This is a genomic window from Bacillus pumilus (genome assembly GCF_003431975.1).
Lineage (GTDB): Bacteria > Bacillota > Bacilli > Bacillales > Bacillaceae > Bacillus > Bacillus pumilus_N.
Genome location: NZ_CP027116.1, coordinates 1,050,730 through 1,075,596 on the forward strand (window position 1 = coordinate 1,050,730; position 24,867 = coordinate 1,075,596).

Genomic DNA, 24,867 nt, shown 5'->3' on the forward strand with positions numbered 1-24,867 from the left:
CGGGAGGGAATATAGATGACAGATCAAATGATTGCTTGGAAGGTAGAAGAATGGATTAGAGACTATGAATTTATGCTTCGAGAGATCGACAGGCTCACAAGGCTCCTGAATCGTGTTGAATTTGCAGGAGGTCAAAAGCTAACGGCTACATACGGTGATGAAGCTGCAATGCCTAAAGGATCAGCAGGAATAAGCCAAGCCGAACTAAGGCATCTTGACCGCAGAGAAAAGCGACTGCTCAAATACGAAGCCATTGCTAATTTTCTTAATAAAGCTGTGGACCAAATGCAAGAGGAAAGACATCTAATCGTGTATGACTGCATGATGACTGGAATGAGTTACACCGCTATATCTGATCACCTTGAATGCTCAAGAGACACAATTAGAAAAATCAAAACTGAAATAATCGCCAACATCGTCAAAGAAGTCAAGAAAGTCAATTTTCTTCAACATTTGAAATCACTTAAAACCGCAGTGTAAACTTGAAGGCAGGACGGGGAGGCATAATTTCCCGCGTCTCCACAATTTAATATATTTTCACTTGCTCTTGCGAGCTTGGGATTCGTTCGACAAATTTCGCAAATAGTTCCATATGCTCACTTTCTGCCGATATAAAGGCGGGAGGTGAAAAGATGGAAGATATAATGCGATCTGTTAAATGGAGATCTATTGATAAAAATACAAACTCAATTTTTGTGATTGATGAAAACAGTACTGTCGACATTACAGAAGAATTTAAGAAAGAAGAATTACTTTTAACAGACAGTTTTGTTAGATACAGTATAAATCCATACAACGATATGGGATCTGTTGATTATTATGAAATTTCCAAAAAGGTATTGTCTCCAAAGGGAAATTTACTTATTTTTGCTGAAAGAACAACAATACAATTGTAAGATATCGAAAGCATCCTGCGGGGTGCTTTTTTTGTTCCCTGTAAACTGCTTCCGATAATTCTTTACACCAAGCATCGGCTTAAAGGTAGAGTGCGGCGGCAGTTTAGAGTGAATAAAACAAAAGGAGTGATCAAATGGGCAAAGTGAAAAGAGTGTTCCCAGGAGCGGTTAATGGCTTGATTAATTGGATTGAACAGAACTTTCATGACATAGACAGCTTTGTTACTACATTCAAGATGAAAGATGGAACACTAATGACTATTTACCATAATGAATCATACCTAGAAGCAGTTGGAATAGCTGAGATCGGTAAAGATACTCTTCATGAGTTAGCAAAAGATGATGAGTTTGTTACGAAATAAAAATTACAAAACAACACAAAGAAAGGAGTGGCGGTGATGTGACATGGCAAGGGCAAGAAATCCGAATCGAGACAAAGCATTTCAGTTGTGGAAGGAAAGTGACGGAAGCCGCTTATTAAAAGACATTGCGGAAGAATTAGGGGTCACTGCAAACACAATTAGAAAGTGGAAAGCGAACGACAAATGGGATGAAGAATTTAAAGGGAGCGCTCCGATTGAAAAAGGGAGCGCTCCTATTCGTGGTGCTCCAAAAGGGAACAAAAATGCTGTAGGAAATAGCGGCGGTGCTCCTGTAAGAAACCAAAACGCAAAGACTCATGGCTTTTATTCAAAGCACATGCCAGCAGAAGCGTTTGAGATCATGCAGGACATTCAGGAGTTTTCGCCCGTTGATTTACTTTGGGAACAAATACAAATTCAGTTTACAGCTATTGTGCGGGCTCAGAAAATAATGTTTGTTGAAAACAAAGACGAAATGATCAAAGAGCTGAAAAAGAAAAAGTCAGTTGTTTCAGATTCAGCTGATATTGAAGAAGAAGAATACGAATTTCAGTTTGCTTGGGATCGTCATGCTACATTTCTAAACGCTCAATCAAGAGCGATGGGTGAGCTGAGAAGCTTGATAAAGCAATTCGATAACATAGCCCATGAGACAGACGAAAGACGGCTTAAAATGGAGCAGATGCGCTTGAACATCGAGAAGACTAAGAAGGCCATTGATGGCGGTAGCGAAAGCAGCGGGGAAAACAAAATTGCTTCAATGCTTCAAAAGATGGTGAATGAACATGGAATTGAATAAAAAGCAAAAAGAGGTATGGGACAGCTTCGTAAAAGAGCGTCCTAAAATCCTTTTGTGTAGCGGAGCAAAGAGAGCAGGGAAAACATTCGTGCTCCTTTTAGCATTCCTTGCTCACATTAGTAAATATCAAAACAAGGGTCTTTCATTTATCATCGGTGGTGCTACTCAAGCAGCCATCAAGCGTAACGTATTGAATGACCTTGAATTGATATTAGAGAAAGAGCTTAGACTCGACAAAGCAAATGCCATTGAGATATTCGGCAACCGGGTCTACTGTTTCGATGGTGCCAATGTGGACGCTTGGAAAAAAGCGAGGGGTTTTACATCAGCTGGCGCATTTTTAAACGAAGCAACCGCTCTTCATGATTCATTTGTGAAGGAAGTTATATCCCGTTGTTCGTACAAAGGCGCAATGGTCTTGATGGATACAAACCCTGAAAACCCAATGCACACCGTAAAAAAGGATTACATCGACAAAGACGGGCAAAGATTAAAGAGTGGTCGCCTTAACATCAGGGCTTTTCACTTTTCTTTGTTTGATAATAACTTTCTTGATCCTGAATATGTTGAAAGTATAGTGGCATCTACACCGAGCGGCATGTTTACGGACAGGGATATTCATGGTTATTGGGTTGCGCCTGAAGGCGTGATATACAAAGATTTCAATAAAGATGTGCATTACATCAAGTCAGATCAATTAGAGAACGTCAACTTTGTAAAATACTTCGCTGGCGTTGACTGGGGGTATGAACATTTTGGTTCCATCGTCGTTATTGGAGAGGATGATAAGCAAAATTATTATCTCTTGGAAGAACATGCAGCGCAGCATGAAGAAATAGATTATTGGGTCAAAGTGGCGAAGGATATAAAAGAGCGTTACGGCAGCATGAATTTTTATTGCGATACCGCTCGAACAGAACATATTGAACGATTTAAGCGAGAAAAAATAAAGGCTGTAAATGCGGATAAGGCTGTAATATCAGGCATTGAGTCAGTAGCGAGCTTGTTCAAAAAGAACAGGCTTTTTGTCGTTGAGGATAAAGTAGAGCGCTTTGCGCAAGAAATCTTCATGTATGTATGGGATCAAAAGTCTGGAATGCCTGTGAAGTTGTGGGATGATGTTTTAGATGCATTACGCTATGCGATTTATACAAATGGAAAACCCTCAACTGTACGTATTCTTAAATAATTTGAAAGGAGTGAATAACCATGTATCCAGTTACACCAACACACACAGAAGAGCTGCTTAAAATTATCGAAGACAGTGCAGAAACATCCGACAAGCTGCCCGATACCACCGCTATACAAAAGATGATTGATAGGCACGATGGAGAGCGGGAACAGATGCTTGAAGGTGTCGCTTATTATTTGAATCAAGCGGACATCAAGAAGCGTAACCGCTATTTCTATGAGCACGGCACAAAAAAGGTTGATACAGAGAAACCAAATAATCGAATCTCTCATAACTGGCATAAGCTGCTGGTTCAACAGAAGGTCCAGTACCTTTTAGGAAAGCCGATAACCTTTAATGCAGAAGATGAAACGTTCCTTGCAGTTGTGAACGACTTTATAGACGAAGATTTTGATGATTGTATGCAAGAATTGCTCAAAAATGCTAGTAACAAGGGAAAAGAATGGCTTCATCCATTTGTTGATGAAGAAGGTAATTTTGATTATCTTCGCATTCCAGCAGAGGAAGTCATACCGGTTTATGATTCAACAAAAAAGCGCAGCCTGCTTTATGCTATCCGTTACTATGATGTTAAAAACATTGATGATGAGATCACCCGCAAAGTGGAATTATACACAGATGAACAGATTTTTTACTATGTAGAGCATAACGGGTCCTTGATCCAAGACTTTGAATATGAGAAGAATCCTGAAAGCCATTTCTACGACAAACGAGGGAAAGGGTATGGCTGGGGTAAGGTTCCAATGATCGAGTTCAAGAACAATGAAGAGGGTGTCAGTGACCTTATCTTCTATAAAGACTTGATAGATGCTTACAATGGGAACATCTCTAACAATGCTAATACGTTTGATGAAATGCAAGATATTATCTATGAATTAATCAATTATTCAGGTGAAGACCTAGCAGAATTTATGACAAACCTCCGTCATTATAAAGCAGTGGCCGTTGGTGAGGGCGGCGGCTTCAATATGAAGACTGCTGAAATTCCGATGGATAGCTCAAATACACATCTTGATAGGCTTGAGGAGAACATTTACCGCTTCGGGCAGGGCGTAAACAACAATCCTGACAAAGTGGGAAATTCACCTACCAACGTTGCTATTAAAAATCTATATTCCTTGCTTGATCTAAAGGCGAATGAAGCAGAGCGGAAGTTCCGGCCAGCTTTACACGCCTTTTTTTGGTTCTTCACTGAATATCTAAAGATGACAGGACAAGGAGAATACGATCACACGCTCTTACAGATGACTTTTAACCGCTCTCGAATGACCAACGAACTTGAGCAGGTTCAAATGTCGAACCAGAGCACAGATTTAAGCCGTGAAACACGCATTGCAAATCATCCATGGGTTGATGATGTAGAAGCGGAAATGAAGCGTATCGAGGCAGAGGAAGCCGAATACAGAAACAGCATGCCGCCGTTAACTGATATTGAACCAGCGGGCGGTGATGAAGATGAACCAAAACGAGATTGATAAGCTGCTCGATGACATGATCACAGAGGATGCCAAGAAAATTGATGCTGTCTTTGCTAAGAGATTGAAAGAGATTAATCAGCAGATGGCCGCTCTTTTCGCTAAGTATGGGAAAGATGGTTCACTTTCTATGGCTGATCTGAATAAGTACAACCGTTTCAAAAAAGAAATGGAGCGGATGACTGAGGAATCAAGCAAAGCATTCAAAACTGTGATCATCATTGTCGAAGCATTAGCAGCCAAGCAGTTTCTTGAGAATTACATGCGATCCGCTTATCTCTACGAGATAGAAGCAGCGGTGAAGATGGGTTATACGTTGCCAACAACTGCGATGATTCAACAGGCAATATTAAACCCGATAGCTGAATTGACTCTTTCAGCCTTATATAAGCGTCACCGTGATGATTATGTCCGACAGATTCAAATTTCCATTGCTCAAGGGATTCAAGCGGGTGAGGATTATTCCAAAATAGCCAAGCGAATTGAAAGAGCGACCGAATTTGCACGAAAGAAAGCCCGTGACGTGGCGAGAACCGAAGTTCATAGGGTACAGGTATCAGCAAGAATGGAAAGCGCTGAAAAGGCTTCTAAGCATGCAAACTTAGAAAAGGTGTGGAATTCTACCCTTGATCTAAAAACAAGGCTAGGGCATAGAAAGCTAGATGGGAAGACCGCTAAAAATGGTTTGTTCGTTTCTATTTATGGCGGTGTCGGCCCCGCTCCGGGTCACATGAATAATGCCAAAGATGATATAAACTGCCGCTGCACGGTCGCTTTCAAAGTGAATGGCAAAATGCCAGACACGAGAAGAGCGAGAAAAGGCGGTTCTGGAGCGGGTGAAGTCATCCCATACCAAACCTATGAAGAGTGGTACAAAACAATTGAGAACAAATAATGAACTGTCCTGAGCATGACGTAAAAAGGCTCTTTTGCTCATTCTAAAGGCTTGGAGCCAAACTAAGCGTAAATCCTGTGCGTGAGGTGGACACGCAAAAAAACATCAAAGGAGAGATAAACATGTCATTAAAAGAATTACTCGGTGAGGATCTGTATGCTCAAGTAGTAGAAAAAGCTGGAGATCAAAAGATTGATATTGTAAGCAATGGTCAATGGTTCCCCAAGGAGCGGTTTGACGCAGTGAACAATGAAAAGAAGGAATTGAAAAGCCAGCTTGATGAGCGTGATCAGCAGTTAAGCACACTGCAAAAGCAAGCCAAAGGAAATGAAGAGCTTCAAAACGCAATTGAGCAGCTGCAAGAAGAAAATAAAAAGGTGTCTGAGGAATATCAGCAAAAGCTGGAGAAACAAGCCTTTGAATTTGCTATTGAAAGTGCTTTACGTGATGCGAAGGCGAAAAACATCAAGGCTGTAAAAGCTAATTTAAACGTTGATGGGCTTAAATTATCTGATGATAAGGTCATTGGTCTTGATGAGCAGTTAACCGCTCTTAAAGAGAGTGACAGCTATCTATTTGAAGCGGAGAATGACAGTTCCCCGGGTTTAGCGGGTAGGCAGCCCCATGGAACAGGAAATTCAGCGGCTAATTTGCCAACAGCTAAAAATCCATTCAGTCAGGACCATTTAAACCTAACTGAGCAAGGGAACATTTTAAGAAGTGATCCAGAACAAGCTAAAAAATTAATCATCCAAGCAGGCGGAAATCCTGCAATCTATGGATTATAAAGGAGAATTTAAATGGCAGTAACTAGAGTTCAGGATGTTATCATCCCGGAAATTTTTAACCAGTACACAATGAACAACACTGTTGAACAAACAGCAGTATATCGAAGCGGAATTATCCAGCCTGTACCGGGCTTAATTGTTCCAAGTGGTGGGGATACAGTTAATATGCCTTTTTGGAACGATCTTGAAGGTGATCCAGAGGCAATTCAATCAGACCATGCACTGACTCCGCAAAAAATTACATCGGGAAAAGATGTTGCACGGGTCCTCGAATACGGAAAGGCATGGAGTAGTGAAGATTTAGCGGCTGAACTTGCTGGATCTGATCCTATGAGAGCGATTGGGGATCGTGTTAATAATTATTGGGAAAGACAAATGCAGCGAATGATTTTCCATATGCTTAATGGTGTTTTTGGTAGCAACATCACTAATAACGATGGTGATCTAGTATTAGATATTTCGAGCGGTGACGGGAAAAAATACACAACTTACCTATTTGCTGGCGGCGCTGTTGGTTATGCTCCGGGAATGCCTAAAACACCGACAGAAACAGATAGAAACTCATTGAAAGGTGAGGACATTTTGATCAATCGCAAGAAATTCATTATGCATCCTCGTGGTTTCAAATGGACAGAAGCACAAGTTGCTGGCGAAATGCCTACCTTTAAAGAATTAGCAAGCGCTAGGAACTATGAACGTGTTTATGATAAGAAGAAAGTCCGAATTGTGAAGATTATTTCCAATGAAGGGCCAGAAGCAGCGGCTAAATCAAAATTAAGCGGAGAAGTGATTCTTGATGCAGCTCAATTACTTGGTGATGCTAAAGGGAATTTCACTTCAATTGCGATGCATTCGCTGACTCATACAAATTTACAGAAACAAAACTTGATTGAGTTCATTCCTAACAACAGAGCTGATGTAGGTTTCGGAACATATCTTCAAAAATCTATTATTGTTGATGATTCACTTCCAGTGGAAGAGCCTATTCCAACGCCCTAATGCGCCCCAAAACCTACGGTTTACAAGCACAAGTAAATCTGTGACTGTTAATTGGGATGCCGTAGCTGGGGCGGATTCATACAATGTTTATCGGGGAGCAGACAAACGTCTTGATAAGAATGTAACCAAGCCTGAATACAGCACGGACGGTCTAACGCCTGATACTAAGTTAACAATCAATGTCACTTCTGTTAATGAGAGCGGCGAATCTGCAATGTCGGAAATCGCAACTAAAACAGAAGCAGAAGGAGGCACCGAGTAAATGGGAGCAACAACCTTTTGGCTCTTGGAACAAGACTTGAAAAGGCGTGCGAAGATTGAAAAAGATGCTCAAGACGACCTGTCTTATGAAGAAATGACTGTTGAGCAGCTAAAGCAGAAAGCGAAAGATAAAGGAATTGCTGGTTATTACAACATGAAGCGTGAAAAACTGCTTGAAAAATTGAAAGGGTGATCCAATGGACATCCAACAGATTAAAAGAATGATAGGAATGACCACAGATAAGCACGATGATTACTTGTCTGAGGTTGTTCCTATTTTTGTTGAATGGGCTTCTGACTTTTGTAAGAACAAGTTTGATGTAGATGACCTGCCGGCGGGTGTAAAAATCTTTGTTGCGAAAGCTGTTGAGTTCAACATGAAGCCAGCTGGTTTAGCAAGTCGAAGCATGGGTGATGTGTCGTACTCTTATGACACTGATTTTCCTGAAACGGTAACTAAGTACCTGTACCCGTATAGGAGGGCTTATTGGTGAGTTATGTATTTGAAGAGTTCCCACATGAAATCACGTTTCAAAAGCTTGAAAAAGTGCCGGACGGTGGCGGTGGATTCACAGAAAAGTATGTGGACTATCTGACAATACCCGCTCGGGTCACGAGTGTTTCATCAAGAGAATTTTACCAAGCTCAACAGATACAATATCCAGTTGACCACAATGTCTATTTCGAGTACAGAGAAGACATTGAAAAGACCATGCGAATTAAACACCAAAATAAAATACTCAAATTGAAGTCAGATTCTATCGACCAAGGCGGAGAGAATGAAATAATGTGTCTCAAATGCCAAGTTTCAGAGGTGCTCAATGGCTGAGATAAGCGGAAAATGGGCTAAACAAATGGCGAAAACGGTTGAGAAATTCGAGCGCAAAGTCATAGATCGAGCAAAACAAATTGTCACAGAAACAGCAGAACTGATTTACAGTCATGCTGTCATTAACGCACCAACAGCAATGATTGATGGTGGGAACCTTAAAAACTCGATTGAGGTTGAATATCGAGACGAAGGGTTAAAAGCCATCATCACCGTTGGTGCCGATTACGCCATATACGTTGAGTATGGAACCGGTATTTATGCAGAGGAAGGCGGCGGCCGTCAAAAACCGTGGGTCTATTATGACGAAAAGCTAGGCCGATGGGTGATCACTAGAGGTATGAGGGCGCAACCATTCTTTAACCCGGCTGTTGAAGAAGGAATGAGGCATTTTGCCCGTGAAACGCAATAGAAAGGAGCTGCTCAAATGCGCTCATCATTGTGGCCGTTACAGGCTGCTATATTTGAAAGGCTATCTATGGATAAGCGGTTAAACGAACGTGTCACAGGCGTTTTTGATGCGGTTTCCAAAGATACTAAAAAGCCTTATGTCTCTATGGGTGATGACGATGTGGCCCTATTTGAGACAAAAACATCTGCTGGCGAGGTTGTAAACGTGGTTTTACATTGCTGGTCAGATTACAACGGAAAAAAAGAAGCACAGCAGGTCATAGACCTCATGTTGCAAGCTTTGACCAAAAGGCCCCTAGAAATAGAGGGTTTTTCTTTATGCCGTTCTGAGTTGCGAGGGATGCAGGTCATCACAGACATAGACGGATATACAAAACACGGTATCTTGCGAATGAGATACACGATAAACAATTGAGAGGATGATTTGAATGGTAAACCTTTTGAATGGTAAGGATGAAGTCTATTTTGTTCAAACGATGAAATCGACAGACACGGAAGGTTCTTTTGTTGCTTTCCAAACAGAGGGATCTCATACGAAAGAACAAGACTCACTGGACGAAAGCACAAAATCGGGGCGAATTGTTGGATATGGTACGAAGAGTGAAACAATTGAATTATCTTATTATGCTGCCGACGATGACCCGGGACAAAAAGATATTGAAGCGGCTTATGATAACGAAGAAGCCGTTCAAGTTTGGAAAGTAAACCTGAATTTAAATAAAAACGGAAAGCACGACTCCGAGTATGGTCATGCGATTATTGAAAATCTTGAGAAAAGCGCACCGCAAGATGGATTTATTGAGGTTTCAACAACTCTTCCTGTACTTGGGAAGACATTCAAAGATGAATTAGACCCGCTAGATCCTGCTTTTATTGCTAAAATCCGTTCTACTGCTGGAGCTGACGGATTCAAGCAGTTTGGCGAACTTAATAAGAAAGTTGAGACACCCTAAGGAGCCCCAAAATCTATCGTTTACAGCTACGTCTGACAGTATTTCAGTAAAGTGGGATGCGGTAGAAGGGGCGACTTCATATAACGTATACAGAGGCGCAGACAAGCGTCTTGATAAAAACGTCACTGACACAAGTTATGTCGCAACAGGGATGAATCCTGATACGAAACTGACCATTAATGTGACAGCAGTGAATGAAGCTGGCGAGTCTCCAATGAGTGAAATCGTTACACAGACAGAACCGGCTTCCACAGGAGAATAACACTTGAAGGGCCTCTATTATCTGGAGGCTCTTTTCTATTACAAAAAAACAAATCGGGGTTTTTATAAATGGCTACTTTAACAATTGGAAATAAAGAATATACAGCAAGATGTGATTTCTCGTTTGACCGTACAGCAAATGAAAAATATACAAGTAAAGAGGAAGACAAATCAGGCGGCACGCTGAACATTTACATGGGCTTGCTCAATGAAGATGCTTTAATGCTTTCAGCTTTTTGGGATTGCGCTTTATCTCACCTTAAAGGCAGTAAACCGTCTTCAGAACAAATTGAAGAAGCAATCATGAAAATCATTGACGAAGACACTAAAGGTGATGCTACTGACCGTTTGATTAACGAAGCATTCCAGACACTTGAGAATGCCGGTTTTTTCAAAGGCAAGATTCGTCAGCAATGGACCATGATGGAGAAAATGGGGGCACCGAAGAAAGCGGCACCGAACGAGACACCAGAAATGACGGCGAAACGGATCGAGGAACAGGAACAAGCGAAGGAATACATGGAAATGCTCAAGCAAGCCCGCAAAGAGCGGATGGGATCGACTACCTCCAAGTAATTGAAGACGCAGCTCGTTGGATGGGTGTCTATGACAACGATCTCATCATGACATGGACTCCAAACGAGTATAAACGCAAGCTCAAAGCGGCCAAGCTGCGTGAAATTGATGAAATAGAGCGAATGACAATAAATGCTATGTTTCACCGGTATGCGAATAACGCCAAAAAAGTTAAGCCTTCACAAATGTTTGATGCACAAAAAGCTAGAGCAGAGCTTGAGCGGGATGTCACTGGCAATGGTTTCAAAAATCAAGTGGATGCCAAAAAGCTGAACGATCTAAACATTGGATTAAGGAACATGCTTAGAAAACCAAAAGAAGAGGGGTGAGGGTTTGATCGAAAAATTAACGGCGGTTGTCGAGGCGCAAACACGTAAGTTCAAAAAGCAAATGGACAAAGTAAACGATATGATGCGTCGCATGCGTGATCATCACACTGTCGAAGTAGATGCTGAAATCGCTGATTTCCAAAGGCGTGTTCGTGAGGCTGAACAGCAAATGGACAGTTTCTTACGCCGTCATGAACGCAACCGAGTTGACCTAGACGCAGATGCAGATCCTTTAACAAGGGCGGTTCGTATTGCCCGTCAAAAATTGCGTGAGATTCCTCAACGGATCAGTACTTATTTTACGGGTGATAACAATCCGTTAACCAGTTCAATAGCTCGTGCTAAAGCAGGGCTAAGGTCAATCGCTCAACGAGTGACGACCGTCATTGCCGGAAATCCTACTCCTTTAGGACGTGCTGTTATCGTAGCTCGAACGGCATTATCTACTATTTCTCAAAGGGTAACGTCAATCATTGCAGGTAATGCCAGCCCGCTTGTTTCAACGGTTGCCGTTGCTCGAACCGCTCTTGCTTCGATTACTTCTAGAGTAACAACAGTGCTATCAGCAAATGAGGGGCCACTTCTTTTGGGAGTTGCCACAGGGCTTACAGCATTAGCAAGTATACCGAATAGAGTCAAAACAGTAATAAACGGAAGTGCAGCAGCATTGATAAGGTCAGTAGCTGTTGCAAGAGCAGCTTTAGCGACAATACCGAGAGAAATTTGGGTGAAGATTGAGGGCAGGCTTGACAACTTTGAAAATGCCATGAACCGGTTAGCAAAAATCACAAATTCAATTTCAACGGTATTTGGGAATGCTATACGTGGTGGATTGTTAGCGTTATTACCTGCCATCGCTCCTGCTTTAGCTGGTGCTGTTGGTGTGCTTGGTTCACTTGGGCCAATGATCGGATCTGCTACAGGTGGATTAATGGGGCTTGTTAGTGCCTTTTCTACTGCTGGAACAGGTGCCGTGGCATTTGGTGCTTTAGCTGTTACATCCATTGGGAATGTGATTAAAACGGGCCAAGATTTAGACAAGCTACAAGCCAAGCTAGATGATGCAACTAATGCAAAAGAGCGGGCTAAAATCATGGAACAGATAAACGTGTTGCAACAGTCGCTTGGAAAAGAAGAGAAGAAAGCCCTTGCTACTTTAGAAGATTTCAAAGATAACTGGCAAGAGATCGCAAGCATAACGCAGAAGCCTATCCTTAAATCATTCACCAACTCGCTCACAACGTTTAAAACGGTTCTGAATAGTCTTAGACCTATGTTTGTTAACGTTGCAAACGGAGCGGTTACATTATCAAAGAACATGGATAACGCTTTTAAAGCTCCTGATCTACAGAATTTTATTAAATGGATGAACAACAATGCAGGAAAAGCTTTTGTGACCTTTGGAAATATCGCAGGTAACGTCTTGAGAACAGTCATGAATCTTATTGTGGCTTTTGGTCCTCTAGGTAATGACATGGCCGCAAGCATGGAAAAAGCAACTGCTTCTTGGGCTAAATGGGCGGCAGGTTTAAGCTCATCACAACGATTCCAAGATTTCATTGCTTACACCCGTGAAAACGGCCCGAAAATCTTAAAAGTTATCACAAACTTTTCAGGAGCATTGCGCCGTTTATTTGCTGCGTTTGGTCCAATGTCAGCAGATATGCTTACATCTTTAGTTGATATGACAGCTAGATTCAGAGAATGGGCTGGTACCGTTCAACATACAGAAGGGTTTAAAAACTTCATCGCATACATTGAAAAAACAGGTCCGACAGTGTGGAGCACACTTGGTCAAATTTCTCGGACAATAATAAATCTACTTATTGGAATGGCTCCACTCGGAAAAACGATCTTAGAAAATGTAAACAGCTTTTTGAAGTTTTCAAATTCTGCAATGGAAGCAAATCCGATTATCGGCCAATTGATCGCTGGATTGCTTTCAACTATTGGTGTAGTAAGAGCTTTGACACCGATGATCGTTTCTTTCTCTACACTGTTTTTGAAGTGGCAAGACATAGTAGCTATAGCAACAAAAGTAGGATCAGCTATTAAATTGATCGGAACAGTTTTCGGGGTTGTTTCAAAGATATTTATGGCAAATCCTATATTGTTAGCAATTGCGGCAATTGGAACAGCTGTATTTCTTGTCATTAAATACTGGGAGCCTATTTCTAAATTCTTCATAGACTTATGGAACAAAATCACTAGTTTTACTCAAAATGCATGGAATGGAATTATGACTTTTCTAAAAGTCTTATGGAGCGGTATCAAAAAAGTTGCTTCTAGTGTTTGGGGTGGAATCAAAGGCTTTATAACTGGTGTCTGGAATGGAATCAAGAAGGCGGCCACAACCATATGGAACGGTATTAAAACGTACTTTACGACAGTATTTAAAATCTATAAAACCATTTTTACAACAGTTTGGAACACAATCAAAAAGGTTGTCACAGCTGTTTGGAATGGTTTGAAGAATACTGCATCTAAAGTCTGGAATGGGATTAAATCATTATTCTCGACTGTTTTAGGCGGAATTAAAAACTTCTTTGTGAACAACTGGAACAAAATCAAGAGTACGACAACGACTGTTTTCAACACAGTAAAGACGTTTATCGGAAATGTGTGGAATAAGATCAAAACGACAGTCGGGAACGTTGTCGGCGGTATTTGGAAGGCTGTATCCGGCAAATTCAACGATATAAAAAACTCTGTCAGTAACAAAATGAATGATGTCAAAAGCAAGATCAAGAGTATTTGGGATAAGGTCATGGCTTTCTTTAAAGGAATTGACTTATTCAAAATAGGAACAGACATTATTCGAGGTTTGATAAGGGGTATAGGTGGCGTTGCTGGGGATCTATACAAAAAAGCATCTGATATTGTAGGTAACGTTAAAAATACCTTTACCAAACTATTTAACATTCATTCTCCATCACGTTGGATGCGTGATGAGGTCGGATATAACTTGGGTGCTGGTATGGCTGTAGGTCTTGATAGATCAACAAATACAGTTGTTTCTTCTGCAAAAAAGACAACACAAGCAGCGCAGAGAGCTTCGCAAGCTGAAACGAAGAAAGCTCAAAAGCAAGCGGCGGCATTGAAGAAAAAACAAGCTACTGCGGCACGTAAAGCAAATGCGAGAAGAAAAACAGGCATTGATAATAAGATCAGAGCTGTAGAAACTAAGTTTGATACAGGGAAAATCAGTTCTAAAACCTTCATCAAACAATTGAATGCTATCAAGAAGCAAAACAAGCTAACATCTACACAAAATGCGAAGATCCAGCGTGAAATATACAATGCGCAGAAGAAATCGCAATCACAGCAAAAGAAAAAGGCTCTTGAGGCACAGCGCAAAAAGGCAAAAGCGCAGCTGGCGTATCAAAAGAAAGTCTCTCAAAAGATCGCTAATGCAGAAGTGAAATATGACATCAAGAAGATAAGCGGTCAGACATACATGAAGCAGCTTGAAAAGATCAAAAAGAAAGAAAAACTGACTGCTGCTCAGCGTAATAAGGTACAAAAAGAAATTTATGCAACTAGAAGCAAGCTTCAAAAAGCGGCGCAGAAGAAAAAAGATGATGAGAGAAAAGCAGCCGATAAGCTGAATAAAGGTCTTCTATCCGCCAACAACAGCTATTTGTCCAAGTTTAAGAGCATTAATGACAAATTGACCGATAACATCAAGAAGGTCAATGAAGAGTATAAGAACGCTCTTAAAGATCGTACTGATTCCATTTACAACGCTATGGGATTATTTGATAGTGTGACTACAGAAAAAGTCAGTGGATCCAAGCTGTTAAATAACCTGCAAACGCAAATTGATAGAATGAAAAGTTTCCAATCTGATCTATCGAAACTAACAGGCAGCGCACCAAAAGAATTCGTTGATGAATTAAGACAAATGGGCGTGGGGTCAGCTGATCAAATAAAAGCTATTGCTTCTATGTCTGCTCCAGAGCTAGATAAATATATCTCACTATGGAAACAAAAACACAGCATGGCAAGCGAACAAGCGACAAAAGAACTTGCCGGACTTAAAAACGAAACAACTAAGAAAATCGCAGAATTGAGAATTGCAGCAAATACGGAATTGAACAAATTGAAAGTTGATTACATGAATAAAATTTCCCAATTGACTGTAAATGTTAAGCAGCTGGGATCGCTTAAAAAGAGCGGGCAAGCGATTGGATCTAACACGATGGCCGGCATTATTTCAGGAATGAAAAACATGAAAGGCGAGCTTGCGAAGGAAGCCAATAGCATCGCATCTACAATCGAAAAAACGATCAAGAAGAAGCTGAAAATTCATTCGCCTTCACGTTTAATGCGTGATCAAGTGGGTGTCATGGTGCCAGCTGGTATTGCTGTGGGGATTCAGCAGGGCGTGGGTACTGTGAGTAAAGCAATGAATGCCGTAACAGATGCAATGTACATCAAACAAGAAGATTTAAATATCGCTTACGATGCTTCTATTACAAACAGTAAAATAGGAGCGGTTAAACATGAGTTAAGCGCAGAGCTTCAAAATATTGAACTTCCTGAACAAGTGATTGTTATTGAAATGGACAGCAAAAAGGTTGGTCAAGGTGTTGCAAAGCCAGTTGAAAACGAGCAGAAGAGAGCGAACGCAAGGAGGACGAGGATCACATGATTAATTATCAAAAACTTGTCCCCAACGAATGGAAGATCACTTTTAACGGTATCGACATATCACAATATTTCTACCTTAAAGAGACACCAAGCGGCAGGGGTGTTGTTGGTCGAGAAGTGAAAATTGACACGATAGGGAACCGCGCAGGCGGTTTTCTTCGTGGCACTAGATTACCTGTAAGAGTTATTACCCTAGAAGTGCTATTTGCCTTTTCCACTGAAAAAGAATTGAAGAAAAAACAAGAGGAATTGAACTATATTCTTCACACAGATGAAGAAAAGCCGCTTGTTTTCTTCGATGAACCAGACAGGACATATAACGCCATATTTGAGAGTTTGACAGAAGGCGAAACAAAAGGAGGCTTACAGCATGCCACACTAACTTTTCTTTGTTCTGATCCTAAGAAATATGGAACTGCGGCAGCGTATGAATTAGGGAAAGGAGTTCAAACATTCACAAACCCTAGTCTAGCGGCTATCGAACCGCAAATTGAATGTATTTTTACAGCAGCAGCCACCTCATATGAAGTGGCTCTTTTACATTCAGATGAGAGTGTCAACAAAGTCATAAAGGTTGTACACAACTTTATTGAAGGAGACACACTCATAATCGACATCGCTAAACGGAAGGTACTGAACAATGGGAAAGCGATCATGAACGGCCTGCAAATTCAATCTGAATTCTTTAGTTTTCCTGCTCAAAAACCCGTCAAACTAAAATTCAGTCACAATAGCAGTATCAAATTTAAAGAAGCCTATCTATAGAAAGGGGGTCCGTCATATGGCTGAGATATTCATTTTATCGCCAGAAGATGAACTTTTGGCTGTTCTGTCCAGTGACGGACAGGACTCATGTAATTTTTGGGATGCAAAATATAAAGAAGAACTCAACTTGGGTTCTTCTTTTTCTTTTATTGCGGATGCTTCCCATCCTGATGCGCGTTATTTGTTTGAAGAGAATCAAGTCGTGTTTCGAGATAAGGACGGAGAATTACGGGCATTTGTCATAAAAGAGCTTGATGATACGGATGATGGTGTTGAGATTAATACGCTTGTTACTTGCGAAGCAGCAATGATGGAACTAGCGGAAACAATCATAAAAGAGCGAAGGCCGAAAGACAGGACCGCTCAAGAGGTTCTTGATCAAGTGTTTGAAAGAACCAGATGGACCGCAGAAGTGACCGCCGAGCTAGGACTAAACTCGACATCATTCTATAAAATGACTGCTCTTGAATGTTTAAGCGATGTCTTGAACAAATGGGGCGGCGAATTCAGAGACGTTGTGGAGTTTGACGGGAATACCATCACCAAACGCACAATCAAGGTCTTGTCGCGCAGAGGAAAAGACAGCGGCAAGCGTTTTGAAATTGATAAGGACACTGAAAGTATCAGACGTACCGTGATCAGCTATCCTAAAACAGCTTTGTATGGTTATGGTGCTTCATTACAAACAACTGATGAAGACGGAGAGGAGACAGGTGGTTATTCTCGTTTCATCGACTTCGCAGATGTTGAGTGGAAAAAATCAAATGGTGATCCAGTAGACAAACCAAAGGGGCAAGAGTGGGTAGGGGATCCTGCTCTATTACAAAAATACGGCCGCTTGAAAAATGGGGAATTAATTCATAGAGAAGATATTTTCAGCGATGAAGATATTGAAGATCCCAAAGAATTGTTGAAAGCAACTTACAATCATTTACTCACTGTGGCATCAAAAACAGAGGTCAATTATGAGCTATCAGTGAAGCTGCTTGAAGGTGTTGAGGGGTATGAGCACGAGCATGTCGATCTTGGAGATACAACCATTGCTATTGATCGCTTCTTCGCAATACCGATCGAAACTTCACAGCGAATTATAACGATGGAATACGACATCACCGATCCTGAAAATACGTGTGTCGTTGAGATAGGACAGTTCTTGTCAGTCTTACAGGGTGATGACCGAGTAAAGCAGTTGCAAAAGATAATTGATAGTAATCGTGGTACCTGGGAAAGAAAACCGGAAGCGGGCAACGTGACGGATGGCAGTTTTCCGAATACAAAGCCACCCCGTCCATCAAATATCAAAGCAGAAGGTTTGTTCAAAACGGTATCTCTTACTTGGGATTACAACCCTAGTTCATACATTGCAGCATATGAAGTGTATGCATCGCAAAATAAAGGATTTACGCCAACAGCCGCACAACTTATTTTCCGCGGGAAAACAGGAGGCTGGCACCACCAAGACGGTGTGGATGTTGATCAAGTATGGTATTACCGTTTTAGAACAATCAACACGCACGGAACGGCCAGCGATTGGTCGAGTGAATATGAGGCCAAGACGGTAAGAGTTCTTAATAATGACATTATGTTCGGTGCTGTCACAGCAGATAAACTGGCAGCTCTATCAGTGACAGCAGACAAACTGTATACAGATATTTCAAACTCGAACATCTTACCGGGTTCATTATCAAGGTCTAGTGATCTAGCTGGGCTTAATTCTGCTGAATTAACTGTAAATGAACTGGATTACAATGAAGTTACTGTTACAAAAAAACTCACAGATAATATACTTTTTGGAATTTCAACATCTCCACGTAAATCGTTAAAACTTGTCAATGGAGAAACTTATACTTTTTCAATAGAAGTTAAACGAGGCAATTTGAAGAATTTCAATTACTTAAATTTCCGTTATTACGTTACACCCAGCAATCTTAAGAGACAAACCGTTGAGACTACTTTTGGCGATATTTCTAGCTTGCCATCAGATGAGTTTGTACGATTAAACTGTACTTTTACTTACACTGGCGATACTGCAAGTAACTATTATTTGCTATTCGGCGCTTATACAGAGAACGCTACAGATGAAGGCTCATTTGTCGTTAGAAAATGTCAATTACGAATGGGTGAATCTACAAAAGAATGGTCTGCCAGTCCTTACGATGTAATGCTCACAGAAAAATCTGTGACAGCACTTCATGTAAATGATGCTGCGATTGGAACGGCAGCCATTCAAAACGCCGCAATTCAGAAAGCACATCTAGGCACAGCGATTATTGATACTGCTCATATAACAGATGGTGCCATTACAAATGCCAAAATAGCCAATCTTTCTGCTGATAAAATCACAGCTGGCACGATTAAAGGTATCACGATTGAAGGCTCACTTATAAAAGGGGCTAGAATTGAACCAATTTCTCAAAATTCAAATTATAAATCTTATATAACTGCTAATGAGATATATCAAGAATATTTTGATGGAAGCACAAACGTATTAACAATAAAAGATGGAGTTTTTCAACAATCTTACAATCGTCTTGACGGTCAGGTATTAGTTGGAGGAACAACTATTGATAGGGGTTTTATAAAACTAGAAGGTGGATCTGGAAACACAGTGACAAATGGGTTCACTTATAGGTCTTATCTCTATTCAGATTGGTTAAAAGGATCAGGATACAGAGTGGCGAAGTTTGATGGTAAAAAGGAAATCGATACTTTTTTTATCGGTTCTGAATATCCCGGATTTGATTATGACACTGCGATTATTGCAGCATTTGAAAGTGGTATGATAATCTCTTCTGCTGGAGAAATGTTCTTAAATAATCAAGGGGCAAATTTTGATATTAAAGGGAATGGATCATATCTTTTCGATAAGATAAGCACAGACGGAAATTTTTATGCTAATGTCTCCAATGGTTATTTTGCTGCGTATGCTAAAAAAGGATTTCTCCTACACACTGGAGATGGATATGGGGATCTGAAAGCTCACACTATTGATATGTACAGTGGAAATCAAACAAATACCCTACTGAGAGCTGCTGGTGTTGTGTTATCAAGATATGGAAGTTCACTACAAACAAATTGTCAAATTATTTTTGATAGTATTTCCATCATGATGGGCACTAATTCAGGAAGCTATGATTATACAGTTTGGTCGGAACGAAATATTGAGAATATGTTTCATGTCTTTTTGCAGGTGGAAGGATCGAACTCAAGTGCTGTCGTAGCAGCATTTGAAAATAAAACAACTGCTGGATTCCGAATTTATATAAGAAATGCAGCTGGAATAGCTAATGCCAACAACCGGAATTACACTGTAAACATAATGATGATTACAGAAGCAATTTAGAAGGGAGACACTTCGCTTTGATTGAAATTAGAGAAGAAAAGAGATTCAATCCGTTTTTCCGCTCACTTAAGGCAAAAGTAACTGAGCAGGGAATCGAGTTGAGTGAATGCACTATTTATCACATGTATGAAGGGGAATTAGTTACTGGTGATCTTCCAGCGGCATTAATCAAGATAGATGCGGATGAAGATAAAAAATATTCAGTGTTGTATGACCTTTATATAACGATGGATGAGGAAAAAAATCACGCTTATCATTTAGACAAATGTTACATGTCACCTAATCAAATGCCGTGTTATGCCGGGTCCGACTATCTCGTTTTAACTCTATTAAGTATCAGAGTAGGTGTGGAGGGTGAAAGAGAGGGATATATAAATGCGTTTGTAGAAAGGGTGATTGAAGATGAAGGAACTGATACCCAACGTAATTAGAGGTGACGCTCCTACAAAATCACTGGAAGAAAGATTGAAAGAAGCTGAAAAAACTCTCCAGGAGATCAAAGAAGAAATAAAGGTACAGGAGGAAAACACATGAGTAATGAAATGACAAAAGAACAGCTGCAAACAGAGCTGAAAGCGACACAGTTAAAAGTGATCAGTCTAAGCGAGCTACTTAATGAAGCAAACAATAAATTTGCAGAAGTGAGGGCCACATATACGATGTTGTCAGAAGAACATAATAAGCTAAAAGAAGCTTTATTAAATCAACAAGGGAATGACACAAACGCAAACGCTGAATAGGCGTTTTTATTTTGCCTTCTTTAAGGGGGTGGACAAAGTGAGGGAGTAGGTGAGCATGGTGGAAATGGATTTGGCACAGTATTTAATGACACAGGGCCCATTTGCGGTTCTTTTCTGTTGGGTGCTGTTTTATGTATTAAACACAACAAAGGAAAGAGAAAACAAGCTCAATGAGCAAATAGACGCACAGAACAACGTTTTAGCAAAATTCAGTGAAAAATATGATGTTGTCATTGAAAAGTTAGATCGGATCGAAAGAAACCAAAAATAAGAAAAGAGGAATGTATATGAAAAACTTAGACAAAGGCACTGTGATCCGCACGGTGCTTCTTTTAATTGCTTTGATAAATCAGTTTTTAGTGATGTTCGGCAAAACGTCTTTACCATTGGATGAAGAGTCTGTAAACAATTTAGCAGACGTTTTATATGTTGCTTTCTCGACACTATTTACAACGATTATGACGCTCATCACATGGTTTAAAAACAACTATGTGACATCTAAAGGACAGAAGCAGAAAGAAGTCCTAAAACAAAAAGGATTAACGAAGTAAGGAGCTGCCACGTGGTGGCTCTTTTTAATTCCATTAAACGAATGGGGAGAACGCAAATGAACTTTAAAAAAATAAGCAAGCTTGTTGATCTTCGGGGAAAAACGAAAAGTAAAGGAAGGTATTCAAATGTCAGTGTAAATGCAAAGACCGATATTGCAGTACATCACAGTTTAACAAAAACGGGAAACAGTGCAGCTTTTGCAAACTATCATGTAGGTAATCATGGTTGGCCGGGTGTAGCTTATCATTTTGTAATTCTCAAAGATGGTACGATTGAATGGAATCATGATCTAGGAATCAAATCCTATCATGTAGGAAACTCAAACAGTTTTGCTATCGGCATTTGTCTTGTGGGTGATTTTAGAAGCGAAAAGCCGACAACAGCACAGGAAACAAACTTCCGAGCTTTAGTAACGGCCTTGAAGAAAGATATGCCTAATTACAAAAGAACAAGAGGGCACAATGAGTTTCCGGGCTATTCTTGGAAAGCGTGTCCTGTCTTTGATTATAAAGCGGTTTTAGCTGGTACAGTAAAGCAAACAACAAAAGCCCAACCTGTAAAATCATCGCCATCAAAAAGCACAACTAAGCCTAAAACAACATCTAAAAAGATATACAACCTGCCAACAGGCATTTTAAAAGTAACTAAGCCATTAACGAAAGGGGCAGGCGTAAAAGCCGTACAGGAAGCACTAGCCGCTCTTTTCTTCTATCCTGATAAGGGAGCAAAAAACAACGGCATTGATGGTTATTATGGACCAAAAACAGCGGATGCAGTCAAGAGGTTCCAACTCATGCACGGTCTTGCTGCCGATGGCATTTATGGTCCAAAGACAAAAGCAGCTCTCGAAAAGCTATTAAAATGAAAACCTGTAGTCATATGTCTATAGAAAAAAGTTAGCCCCTGTCCTTAATGGATGGGGGCTTTTTTATTTCTCTTAAATTACATACTTTATTACTAATCCACCTTCACTATTCGGTTATTTGTAACTATGGAAATTACTGTATATTTTAAGTTATGCTTGATGGGATTAAAAAGGGGAGGGTTTGATTTGAATAAAAAATGGATAACAAGAATTTCATTATCCATTGTAGCTGCGTTGGGTATCTCCTGTACGCTTGGAGAGTTTGCAGATGCAAAAGCTAATCAGCCGCAATATGAACAAAAAACACCGTCTGAATCATTTACAAAAAACGATCCTGAATTATATAAAGGTGCGTTAGAGCTTGGCCTAACTGACAATGAAATCTTTAAAATCGACAGTCTTTTTGACAAAGAAGATAAAGCCACAGTACATAATCCTATACTTGTTGTGATCGGTATAATTACTGGGATGACCGCAATTGTGGGGAGTGGATATGCTGCTGGTCGCTATATCGCCAATCAACTTTACAAGCGCAAGCAGTTAACGAAATCAACTTATAAAAAACACAGATGGGGTTTCAGAGCAGCACTAGTTCCGGTTATCGGAATTGCAGCAACATTTGGCTTTGATGACTACTATATGGATATTTAACATGTTTGAGTATATTTTGATTTTACTTATAGTTGCAACTTTGTTATTTACAGTCGTTGAGGTTTCAAAGCTCAAGAAAGAAAATAAATCCATCAAAAGTGAAATTGAGGATTTAAAGAAAAACATTAACAAATAAAAATGAGTTGGCCGTCTTTTGAGCGGCCTTTCTTCATGCCACTTACAAAGGGAACAACGGCATTTATGGACTGAAAACAAAAAAATGTTGAAATAAAAGTGAAAAACCTCTCTAAAAGGGAGGTCTTTTTTTACCTAAATTATAGACATAAGTCTATAGTTATAGTATAATAAATATAGGAGGTGAGGAAATGCTAGACAACATGATAAAAGTCCTTCAAATCATCTTTTACGTTGCATCTATAGCGTGGATTGCCCAACAATCACACGACGCAAACAAAGATAATAAGAAGGACTAACACTGGGGAAGCGAGTTAATCGCTCGCTTCTCAATATAATTATAACCAGTCTAGCATATAATATGAACCAAAAACAATTGATCTTCTTTATGATCCTCTTGAGCGCTGCTTCAATTGTAACACGTTCAATATGGACAAATACTTTCACAACAGTAATCATGGCCGCGCTAATACTTGCAACGCTTTTTGTAATCATCAAAGATGTAGTAAGGAGCAGATAACATGGAATATCATTTGAAGAACCGGCAGCAGGTTGAGGACTTCATTCAAAATGAGGTCCTCACCTCATCTGAAGCACAGGAAATATTAAACGTTAACAAGCAGCGCATGAGTAAATTGCATACTGATGGTCGAGTAAGCCCTATAAAAAAAGTGGGTAAAACTGTTTTATTCTTAAAATCAGATATTGAGCAGCTGAAAAAAGATTTAGAAGAAGGGCGGAAGAAATACCGCCCGTATGATTAGAATTAAAATTTCCACTTTCTTCTTTCCTTTTGATGCATGGTCTAACGGCAGACGGCATCTATGGACCGAAGACAAAAGCGGTACTTGAGCAAGCAATGGGAAAATGAAATGAGAATAAAAACCCCCCTTTTCAATAAGAGGGGGGTTATAACTTTATGTGCTTGTCCCATCCATCTATAAAACCTAAGTGATGAATTTGGATGACATCTGAGTATTGTTCAAATAAAGTTTGAAGTGAATTAAAAAATCTCATCCATTCTTCGTTAGGAAGCAATCTTTTTAGAATATATACAACAGAAACCAATTTATTATTAGGTAAGGAAATTTCCTTAAATAATCTCACTTTCACTGTGAATTTCCTGTTGTATAACCTTGAATAGTGAGCACTTATGTTTCTGACTGTTGTGATGCTGTGAAGCCAATTTGTTAGAGAGGAATAGTTTACTCCGTAAAATTCAGCAAGAATTTTCTTGTCTTTAATATGCATGTTGGCATAGAATTTAGACAAAATGTCCATTGAAAATATTTCGACTGCCACCCATAGTGGAAGTTGGGTATCATAATTCATTTTGTGATGCTTAACAAAAGTTTCTCTGCTATCATTTATTTTTTTCTCAACAATTTTTAGAAAAGAGGTATGTATCGATTCATCGTGGAAATTTTCCGACTTTTTATAACCTAAACCTCCATAAAGATTAGAGAAGCTGTACGCAAGCTGGGATCGAAGTGTAATCTCAATGTACTCTGTTGCTTCTAAAAATAATCTTCTCAATTCTGTATCAAATTCATAAATTTTTATGGCTTGTTCAAAGGTTGAATTATTAATAAATCTGTCATTATGTTTAAGCTGTAGCATATATCCAGTTAACCTATAATAATTAATTGTTCTAAGATATTTTAGTGCTTTTTGCTCATCTTCAATAATTAAACCACGTTCTTTCAATATTTCTAATTGCTCTGAATGAGTTTTAAATGTTTTTGAGGAAGTTGAAATTTCCATAATATACCATCCTTTGGATAAAAAAAAGACTCACCGTGGTCCGCATTGTTAAGAGGCGTGTGAGTTCTGTTAAACATATTATATTATATGCTAATATAAGTGTCAATAACATAAGAAAAGAAAAGCCTAGAGTTTTTGAGGATTAATTTTTGAACCTCCATTCCTTCTTCTCTTTATCCCATTCTATTTCATTTCTTGACATAAGGTTTTTAACTGCCTTACGGATCGTTTCCTCATTTTTACCTGTTTTCCTTTTAAGGTCATCCATTGTTGGGTTCTTGCGAAACCGGCTCATATTATAAATGATTCGATAAATTTTCCTTTCAAGATCAGTCATATCATCACCAAGGACATTTTATCAGAATGTTTGTTC

31 protein-coding genes are annotated in these 24,867 nt (G+C 39.8%); 29 read left to right on the forward strand and 2 right to left on the reverse strand.

Translation table 11 applies throughout. The features are described 5' to 3' along the window. Positions 1-15 precede the first annotated feature (15 nt). The 29 genes from C5695_RS05230 (at position 16) to C5695_RS05370 (ending at position 23,494) form a co-directional block, all read left to right on the forward strand. Entirely contained in the window at positions 16-480 is a 465-nt protein-coding gene (locus C5695_RS05230; RefSeq protein WP_117729800.1) for a hypothetical protein, read from the forward strand. 152 nt (positions 481-632) lie between these two features. Then, positions 633-896, forward strand: a complete 264-nt coding sequence (locus tag C5695_RS05235) for a hypothetical protein (RefSeq protein WP_117729802.1) — start codon at positions 633-635, stop codon at positions 894-896. 134 nt (positions 897-1,030) lie between these two features. Continuing rightward, positions 1,031-1,258 (forward strand): hypothetical protein, encoded by a 228-nt coding sequence (locus C5695_RS05240; protein ID WP_075611155.1) that lies wholly within the window; start codon positions 1,031-1,033, stop codon positions 1,256-1,258. A gap of 43 nt (positions 1,259-1,301) precedes the next feature. Next, entirely contained in the window at positions 1,302-2,057 is a 756-nt protein-coding gene (gene terS / locus C5695_RS05245; protein ID WP_117729804.1) for a phage terminase small subunit, read from the forward strand. Continuing rightward, a complete protein-coding gene (locus C5695_RS05250; protein ID WP_117729806.1) occupies positions 2,044-3,246 on the forward strand; it encodes a PBSX family phage terminase large subunit in 1,203 nt (400 codons plus the stop codon). Before terS ends, C5695_RS05250 begins: the two co-directional genes overlap by 14 nt. A gap of 20 nt (positions 3,247-3,266) precedes the next feature. Then, on the forward strand, positions 3,267-4,724 hold the full coding sequence (locus tag C5695_RS05255) for a phage portal protein (protein WP_117729808.1): 1,458 nt from the start codon (positions 3,267-3,269) through the stop codon (positions 4,722-4,724). Continuing rightward, a complete protein-coding gene (locus tag C5695_RS05260; RefSeq protein ID WP_117729811.1) occupies positions 4,705-5,619 on the forward strand; it encodes a phage minor head protein in 915 nt (304 codons plus the stop codon). The genes C5695_RS05255 and C5695_RS05260 overlap by 20 nt, the downstream gene beginning before the upstream one ends. A gap of 122 nt (positions 5,620-5,741) precedes the next feature. Next, positions 5,742-6,407: a phage scaffolding protein gene (locus C5695_RS05265; RefSeq protein WP_117729813.1), complete on the forward strand. Its 666-nt coding sequence runs from the start codon at positions 5,742-5,744 to the stop codon at positions 6,405-6,407. A gap of 12 nt (positions 6,408-6,419) precedes the next feature. After that, positions 6,420-7,406 (forward strand): coat protein, encoded by a 987-nt coding sequence (locus tag C5695_RS05270; RefSeq protein WP_117729816.1) that lies wholly within the window; start codon positions 6,420-6,422, stop codon positions 7,404-7,406. Beyond that, positions 7,366-7,668 (forward strand): fibronectin type III domain-containing protein, encoded by a 303-nt coding sequence (locus tag C5695_RS05275; protein ID WP_117729818.1) that lies wholly within the window; start codon positions 7,366-7,368, stop codon positions 7,666-7,668. The genes C5695_RS05270 and C5695_RS05275 overlap by 41 nt, the downstream gene beginning before the upstream one ends. Beyond that, entirely contained in the window at positions 7,669-7,860 is a 192-nt protein-coding gene (locus C5695_RS05280; RefSeq protein ID WP_117729820.1) for a hypothetical protein, read from the forward strand. Positions 7,861-7,864: 4 nt separating this feature from the next. After that, a complete protein-coding gene (locus tag C5695_RS05285; protein ID WP_117729823.1) occupies positions 7,865-8,161 on the forward strand; it encodes a phage head-tail connector protein in 297 nt (98 codons plus the stop codon). Then, a complete protein-coding gene (locus tag C5695_RS05290; protein WP_117729825.1) occupies positions 8,155-8,496 on the forward strand; it encodes a phage head closure protein in 342 nt (113 codons plus the stop codon). The genes C5695_RS05285 and C5695_RS05290 overlap by 7 nt, the downstream gene beginning before the upstream one ends. Then, positions 8,489-8,908, forward strand: a complete 420-nt coding sequence (locus C5695_RS05295) for an HK97-gp10 family putative phage morphogenesis protein (protein WP_117729827.1) — start codon at positions 8,489-8,491, stop codon at positions 8,906-8,908. The genes C5695_RS05290 and C5695_RS05295 overlap by 8 nt, the downstream gene beginning before the upstream one ends. A gap of 15 nt (positions 8,909-8,923) precedes the next feature. Beyond that, positions 8,924-9,322 carry a DUF3168 domain-containing protein gene (locus tag C5695_RS05300; protein WP_117729829.1) on the forward strand — a complete coding sequence of 133 codons (399 nt, stop codon included), beginning with the start codon at positions 8,924-8,926 and terminating at the stop codon, positions 9,320-9,322. Between the two features lie 13 nt (positions 9,323-9,335). Then, positions 9,336-9,860: a phage major tail protein, TP901-1 family gene (locus tag C5695_RS05305; protein WP_117729831.1), complete on the forward strand. Its 525-nt coding sequence runs from the start codon at positions 9,336-9,338 to the stop codon at positions 9,858-9,860. Further along, on the forward strand, positions 9,826-10,122 hold the full coding sequence (locus tag C5695_RS05310) for a fibronectin type III domain-containing protein (protein ID WP_117729834.1): 297 nt from the start codon (positions 9,826-9,828) through the stop codon (positions 10,120-10,122). The genes C5695_RS05305 and C5695_RS05310 overlap by 35 nt, the downstream gene beginning before the upstream one ends. A 68-nt stretch (positions 10,123-10,190) precedes the next feature. Beyond that, entirely contained in the window at positions 10,191-10,697 is a 507-nt protein-coding gene (locus tag C5695_RS05315) for a tail assembly chaperone (protein ID WP_117729837.1), read from the forward strand. Positions 10,698-10,717: 20 nt separating this feature from the next. Beyond that, positions 10,718-11,026, forward strand: a complete 309-nt coding sequence (locus tag C5695_RS05320; RefSeq protein ID WP_117729839.1) for a hypothetical protein — start codon at positions 10,718-10,720, stop codon at positions 11,024-11,026. A gap of 4 nt (positions 11,027-11,030) precedes the next feature. Next, positions 11,031-15,680, forward strand: a complete 4,650-nt coding sequence (locus C5695_RS05325) for a hypothetical protein (RefSeq protein WP_117729840.1) — start codon at positions 11,031-11,033, stop codon at positions 15,678-15,680. Further along, positions 15,677-16,444, forward strand: coding sequence for a distal tail protein Dit (locus C5695_RS05330; protein ID WP_117729841.1), 768 nt, complete (start codon positions 15,677-15,679; stop codon positions 16,442-16,444). The genes C5695_RS05325 and C5695_RS05330 overlap by 4 nt, the downstream gene beginning before the upstream one ends. Before the next feature lie 16 nt (positions 16,445-16,460). Beyond that, positions 16,461-19,787, forward strand: a complete 3,327-nt coding sequence (locus C5695_RS05335) for a phage tail protein (protein ID WP_117729842.1) — start codon at positions 16,461-16,463, stop codon at positions 19,785-19,787. Positions 19,788-19,804: 17 nt separating this feature from the next. After that, positions 19,805-20,218, forward strand: coding sequence for a hypothetical protein (locus C5695_RS05340; protein ID WP_117729843.1), 414 nt, complete (start codon positions 19,805-19,807; stop codon positions 20,216-20,218). A gap of 99 nt (positions 20,219-20,317) precedes the next feature. After that, entirely contained in the window at positions 20,318-20,527 is a 210-nt protein-coding gene (locus tag C5695_RS05345; protein WP_117729844.1) for a hypothetical protein, read from the forward strand. 58 nt (positions 20,528-20,585) lie between these two features. Continuing rightward, positions 20,586-20,798: a BhlA/UviB family holin-like peptide gene (locus tag C5695_RS05350; RefSeq protein WP_056704963.1), complete on the forward strand. Its 213-nt coding sequence runs from the start codon at positions 20,586-20,588 to the stop codon at positions 20,796-20,798. A 16-nt stretch (positions 20,799-20,814) separates the two neighbouring features. After that, complete coding sequence (locus tag C5695_RS05355; RefSeq protein ID WP_117729845.1) at positions 20,815-21,078, forward strand: phage holin; 264 nt, start codon at positions 20,815-20,817, stop codon at positions 21,076-21,078. A 56-nt stretch (positions 21,079-21,134) separates the two neighbouring features. Further along, entirely contained in the window at positions 21,135-21,944 is an 810-nt protein-coding gene (locus tag C5695_RS20775; protein WP_187441786.1) for a peptidoglycan recognition protein family protein, read from the forward strand. 186 nt (positions 21,945-22,130) lie between these two features. Further along, on the forward strand, positions 22,131-22,595 hold the full coding sequence (locus C5695_RS05365) for a hypothetical protein (RefSeq protein ID WP_117729847.1): 465 nt from the start codon (positions 22,131-22,133) through the stop codon (positions 22,593-22,595). A gap of 656 nt (positions 22,596-23,251) precedes the next feature. Then, a complete protein-coding gene (locus C5695_RS05370) occupies positions 23,252-23,494 on the forward strand; it encodes a helix-turn-helix domain-containing protein (RefSeq protein ID WP_039963458.1) in 243 nt (80 codons plus the stop codon). Positions 23,495-23,639: 145 nt separating this feature from the next. Here C5695_RS05370 and C5695_RS05380 read toward each other — a convergent pair whose 3' ends face one another. Together C5695_RS05380 and C5695_RS05385 are read right to left on the reverse strand one after the other, a co-directional pair. Next, on the reverse strand, positions 23,640-24,494 hold the full coding sequence (locus C5695_RS05380; RefSeq protein ID WP_117729848.1) for an Abi family protein: 855 nt from the start codon (positions 24,492-24,494) through the stop codon (positions 23,640-23,642). 142 nt (positions 24,495-24,636) lie between these two features. Continuing rightward, positions 24,637-24,831, reverse strand: coding sequence for a hypothetical protein (locus C5695_RS05385; RefSeq protein ID WP_117729849.1), 195 nt, complete (start codon positions 24,829-24,831; stop codon positions 24,637-24,639). Positions 24,832-24,867: the final 36 nt, after the last annotated feature.

Excerpts from the sequence above, each read along its gene's own strand:
- C5695_RS05270 (WP_117729816.1), top strand. The coding sequence starts at position 6,420 with ATGGCAGTAACTAGAGTTCAGGATGTTATCATCCCGGAAATTTTTAAC.
- C5695_RS05255 (WP_117729808.1), top strand. The coding sequence starts at position 3,267 with ATGTATCCAGTTACACCAACACACACAGAAGAGCTGCTTAAAATTATC.
- C5695_RS05385 (WP_117729849.1), bottom strand. The coding sequence starts at position 24,831 with ATGACTGATCTTGAAAGGAAAATTTATCGAATCATTTATAATATGAGC.
- C5695_RS05345 (WP_117729844.1), top strand. The coding sequence starts at position 20,318 with ATGAGTAATGAAATGACAAAAGAACAGCTGCAAACAGAGCTGAAAGCG.
- C5695_RS05380 (WP_117729848.1), bottom strand. The coding sequence starts at position 24,494 with ATGGAAATTTCAACTTCCTCAAAAACATTTAAAACTCATTCAGAGCAA.
- C5695_RS05285 (WP_117729823.1), top strand. The coding sequence starts at position 7,865 with ATGGACATCCAACAGATTAAAAGAATGATAGGAATGACCACAGATAAG.
- C5695_RS05265 (WP_117729813.1), top strand. The coding sequence starts at position 5,742 with ATGTCATTAAAAGAATTACTCGGTGAGGATCTGTATGCTCAAGTAGTA.
- C5695_RS05355 (WP_117729845.1), top strand. The coding sequence starts at position 20,815 with ATGAAAAACTTAGACAAAGGCACTGTGATCCGCACGGTGCTTCTTTTA.
- C5695_RS05305 (WP_117729831.1), top strand. The coding sequence starts at position 9,336 with ATGGTAAACCTTTTGAATGGTAAGGATGAAGTCTATTTTGTTCAAACG.
- C5695_RS05315 (WP_117729837.1), top strand. The coding sequence starts at position 10,191 with ATGGCTACTTTAACAATTGGAAATAAAGAATATACAGCAAGATGTGAT.
- C5695_RS05275 (WP_117729818.1), top strand. The coding sequence starts at position 7,366 with ATGATTCACTTCCAGTGGAAGAGCCTATTCCAACGCCCTAATGCGCCC.
- C5695_RS05240 (WP_075611155.1), top strand. The coding sequence starts at position 1,031 with ATGGGCAAAGTGAAAAGAGTGTTCCCAGGAGCGGTTAATGGCTTGATT.
- terS (WP_117729804.1), top strand. The coding sequence starts at position 1,302 with ATGGCAAGGGCAAGAAATCCGAATCGAGACAAAGCATTTCAGTTGTGG.
- C5695_RS05330 (WP_117729841.1), top strand. The coding sequence starts at position 15,677 with ATGATTAATTATCAAAAACTTGTCCCCAACGAATGGAAGATCACTTTT.
- C5695_RS05230 (WP_117729800.1), top strand. The coding sequence starts at position 16 with ATGACAGATCAAATGATTGCTTGGAAGGTAGAAGAATGGATTAGAGAC.
- C5695_RS05250 (WP_117729806.1), top strand. The coding sequence starts at position 2,044 with ATGGAATTGAATAAAAAGCAAAAAGAGGTATGGGACAGCTTCGTAAAA.
- C5695_RS05300 (WP_117729829.1), top strand. The coding sequence starts at position 8,924 with ATGCGCTCATCATTGTGGCCGTTACAGGCTGCTATATTTGAAAGGCTA.
- C5695_RS05235 (WP_117729802.1), top strand. The coding sequence starts at position 633 with ATGGAAGATATAATGCGATCTGTTAAATGGAGATCTATTGATAAAAAT.
- C5695_RS05335 (WP_117729842.1), top strand. The coding sequence starts at position 16,461 with ATGGCTGAGATATTCATTTTATCGCCAGAAGATGAACTTTTGGCTGTT.
- C5695_RS05260 (WP_117729811.1), top strand. The coding sequence starts at position 4,705 with ATGAACCAAAACGAGATTGATAAGCTGCTCGATGACATGATCACAGAG.
- C5695_RS05370 (WP_039963458.1), top strand. The coding sequence starts at position 23,252 with ATGGAATATCATTTGAAGAACCGGCAGCAGGTTGAGGACTTCATTCAA.
- C5695_RS05295 (WP_117729827.1), top strand. The coding sequence starts at position 8,489 with ATGGCTGAGATAAGCGGAAAATGGGCTAAACAAATGGCGAAAACGGTT.
- C5695_RS05280 (WP_117729820.1), top strand. The coding sequence starts at position 7,669 with ATGGGAGCAACAACCTTTTGGCTCTTGGAACAAGACTTGAAAAGGCGT.
- C5695_RS05320 (WP_117729839.1), top strand. The coding sequence starts at position 10,718 with ATGGGTGTCTATGACAACGATCTCATCATGACATGGACTCCAAACGAG.
- C5695_RS20775 (WP_187441786.1), top strand. The coding sequence starts at position 21,135 with ATGAACTTTAAAAAAATAAGCAAGCTTGTTGATCTTCGGGGAAAAACG.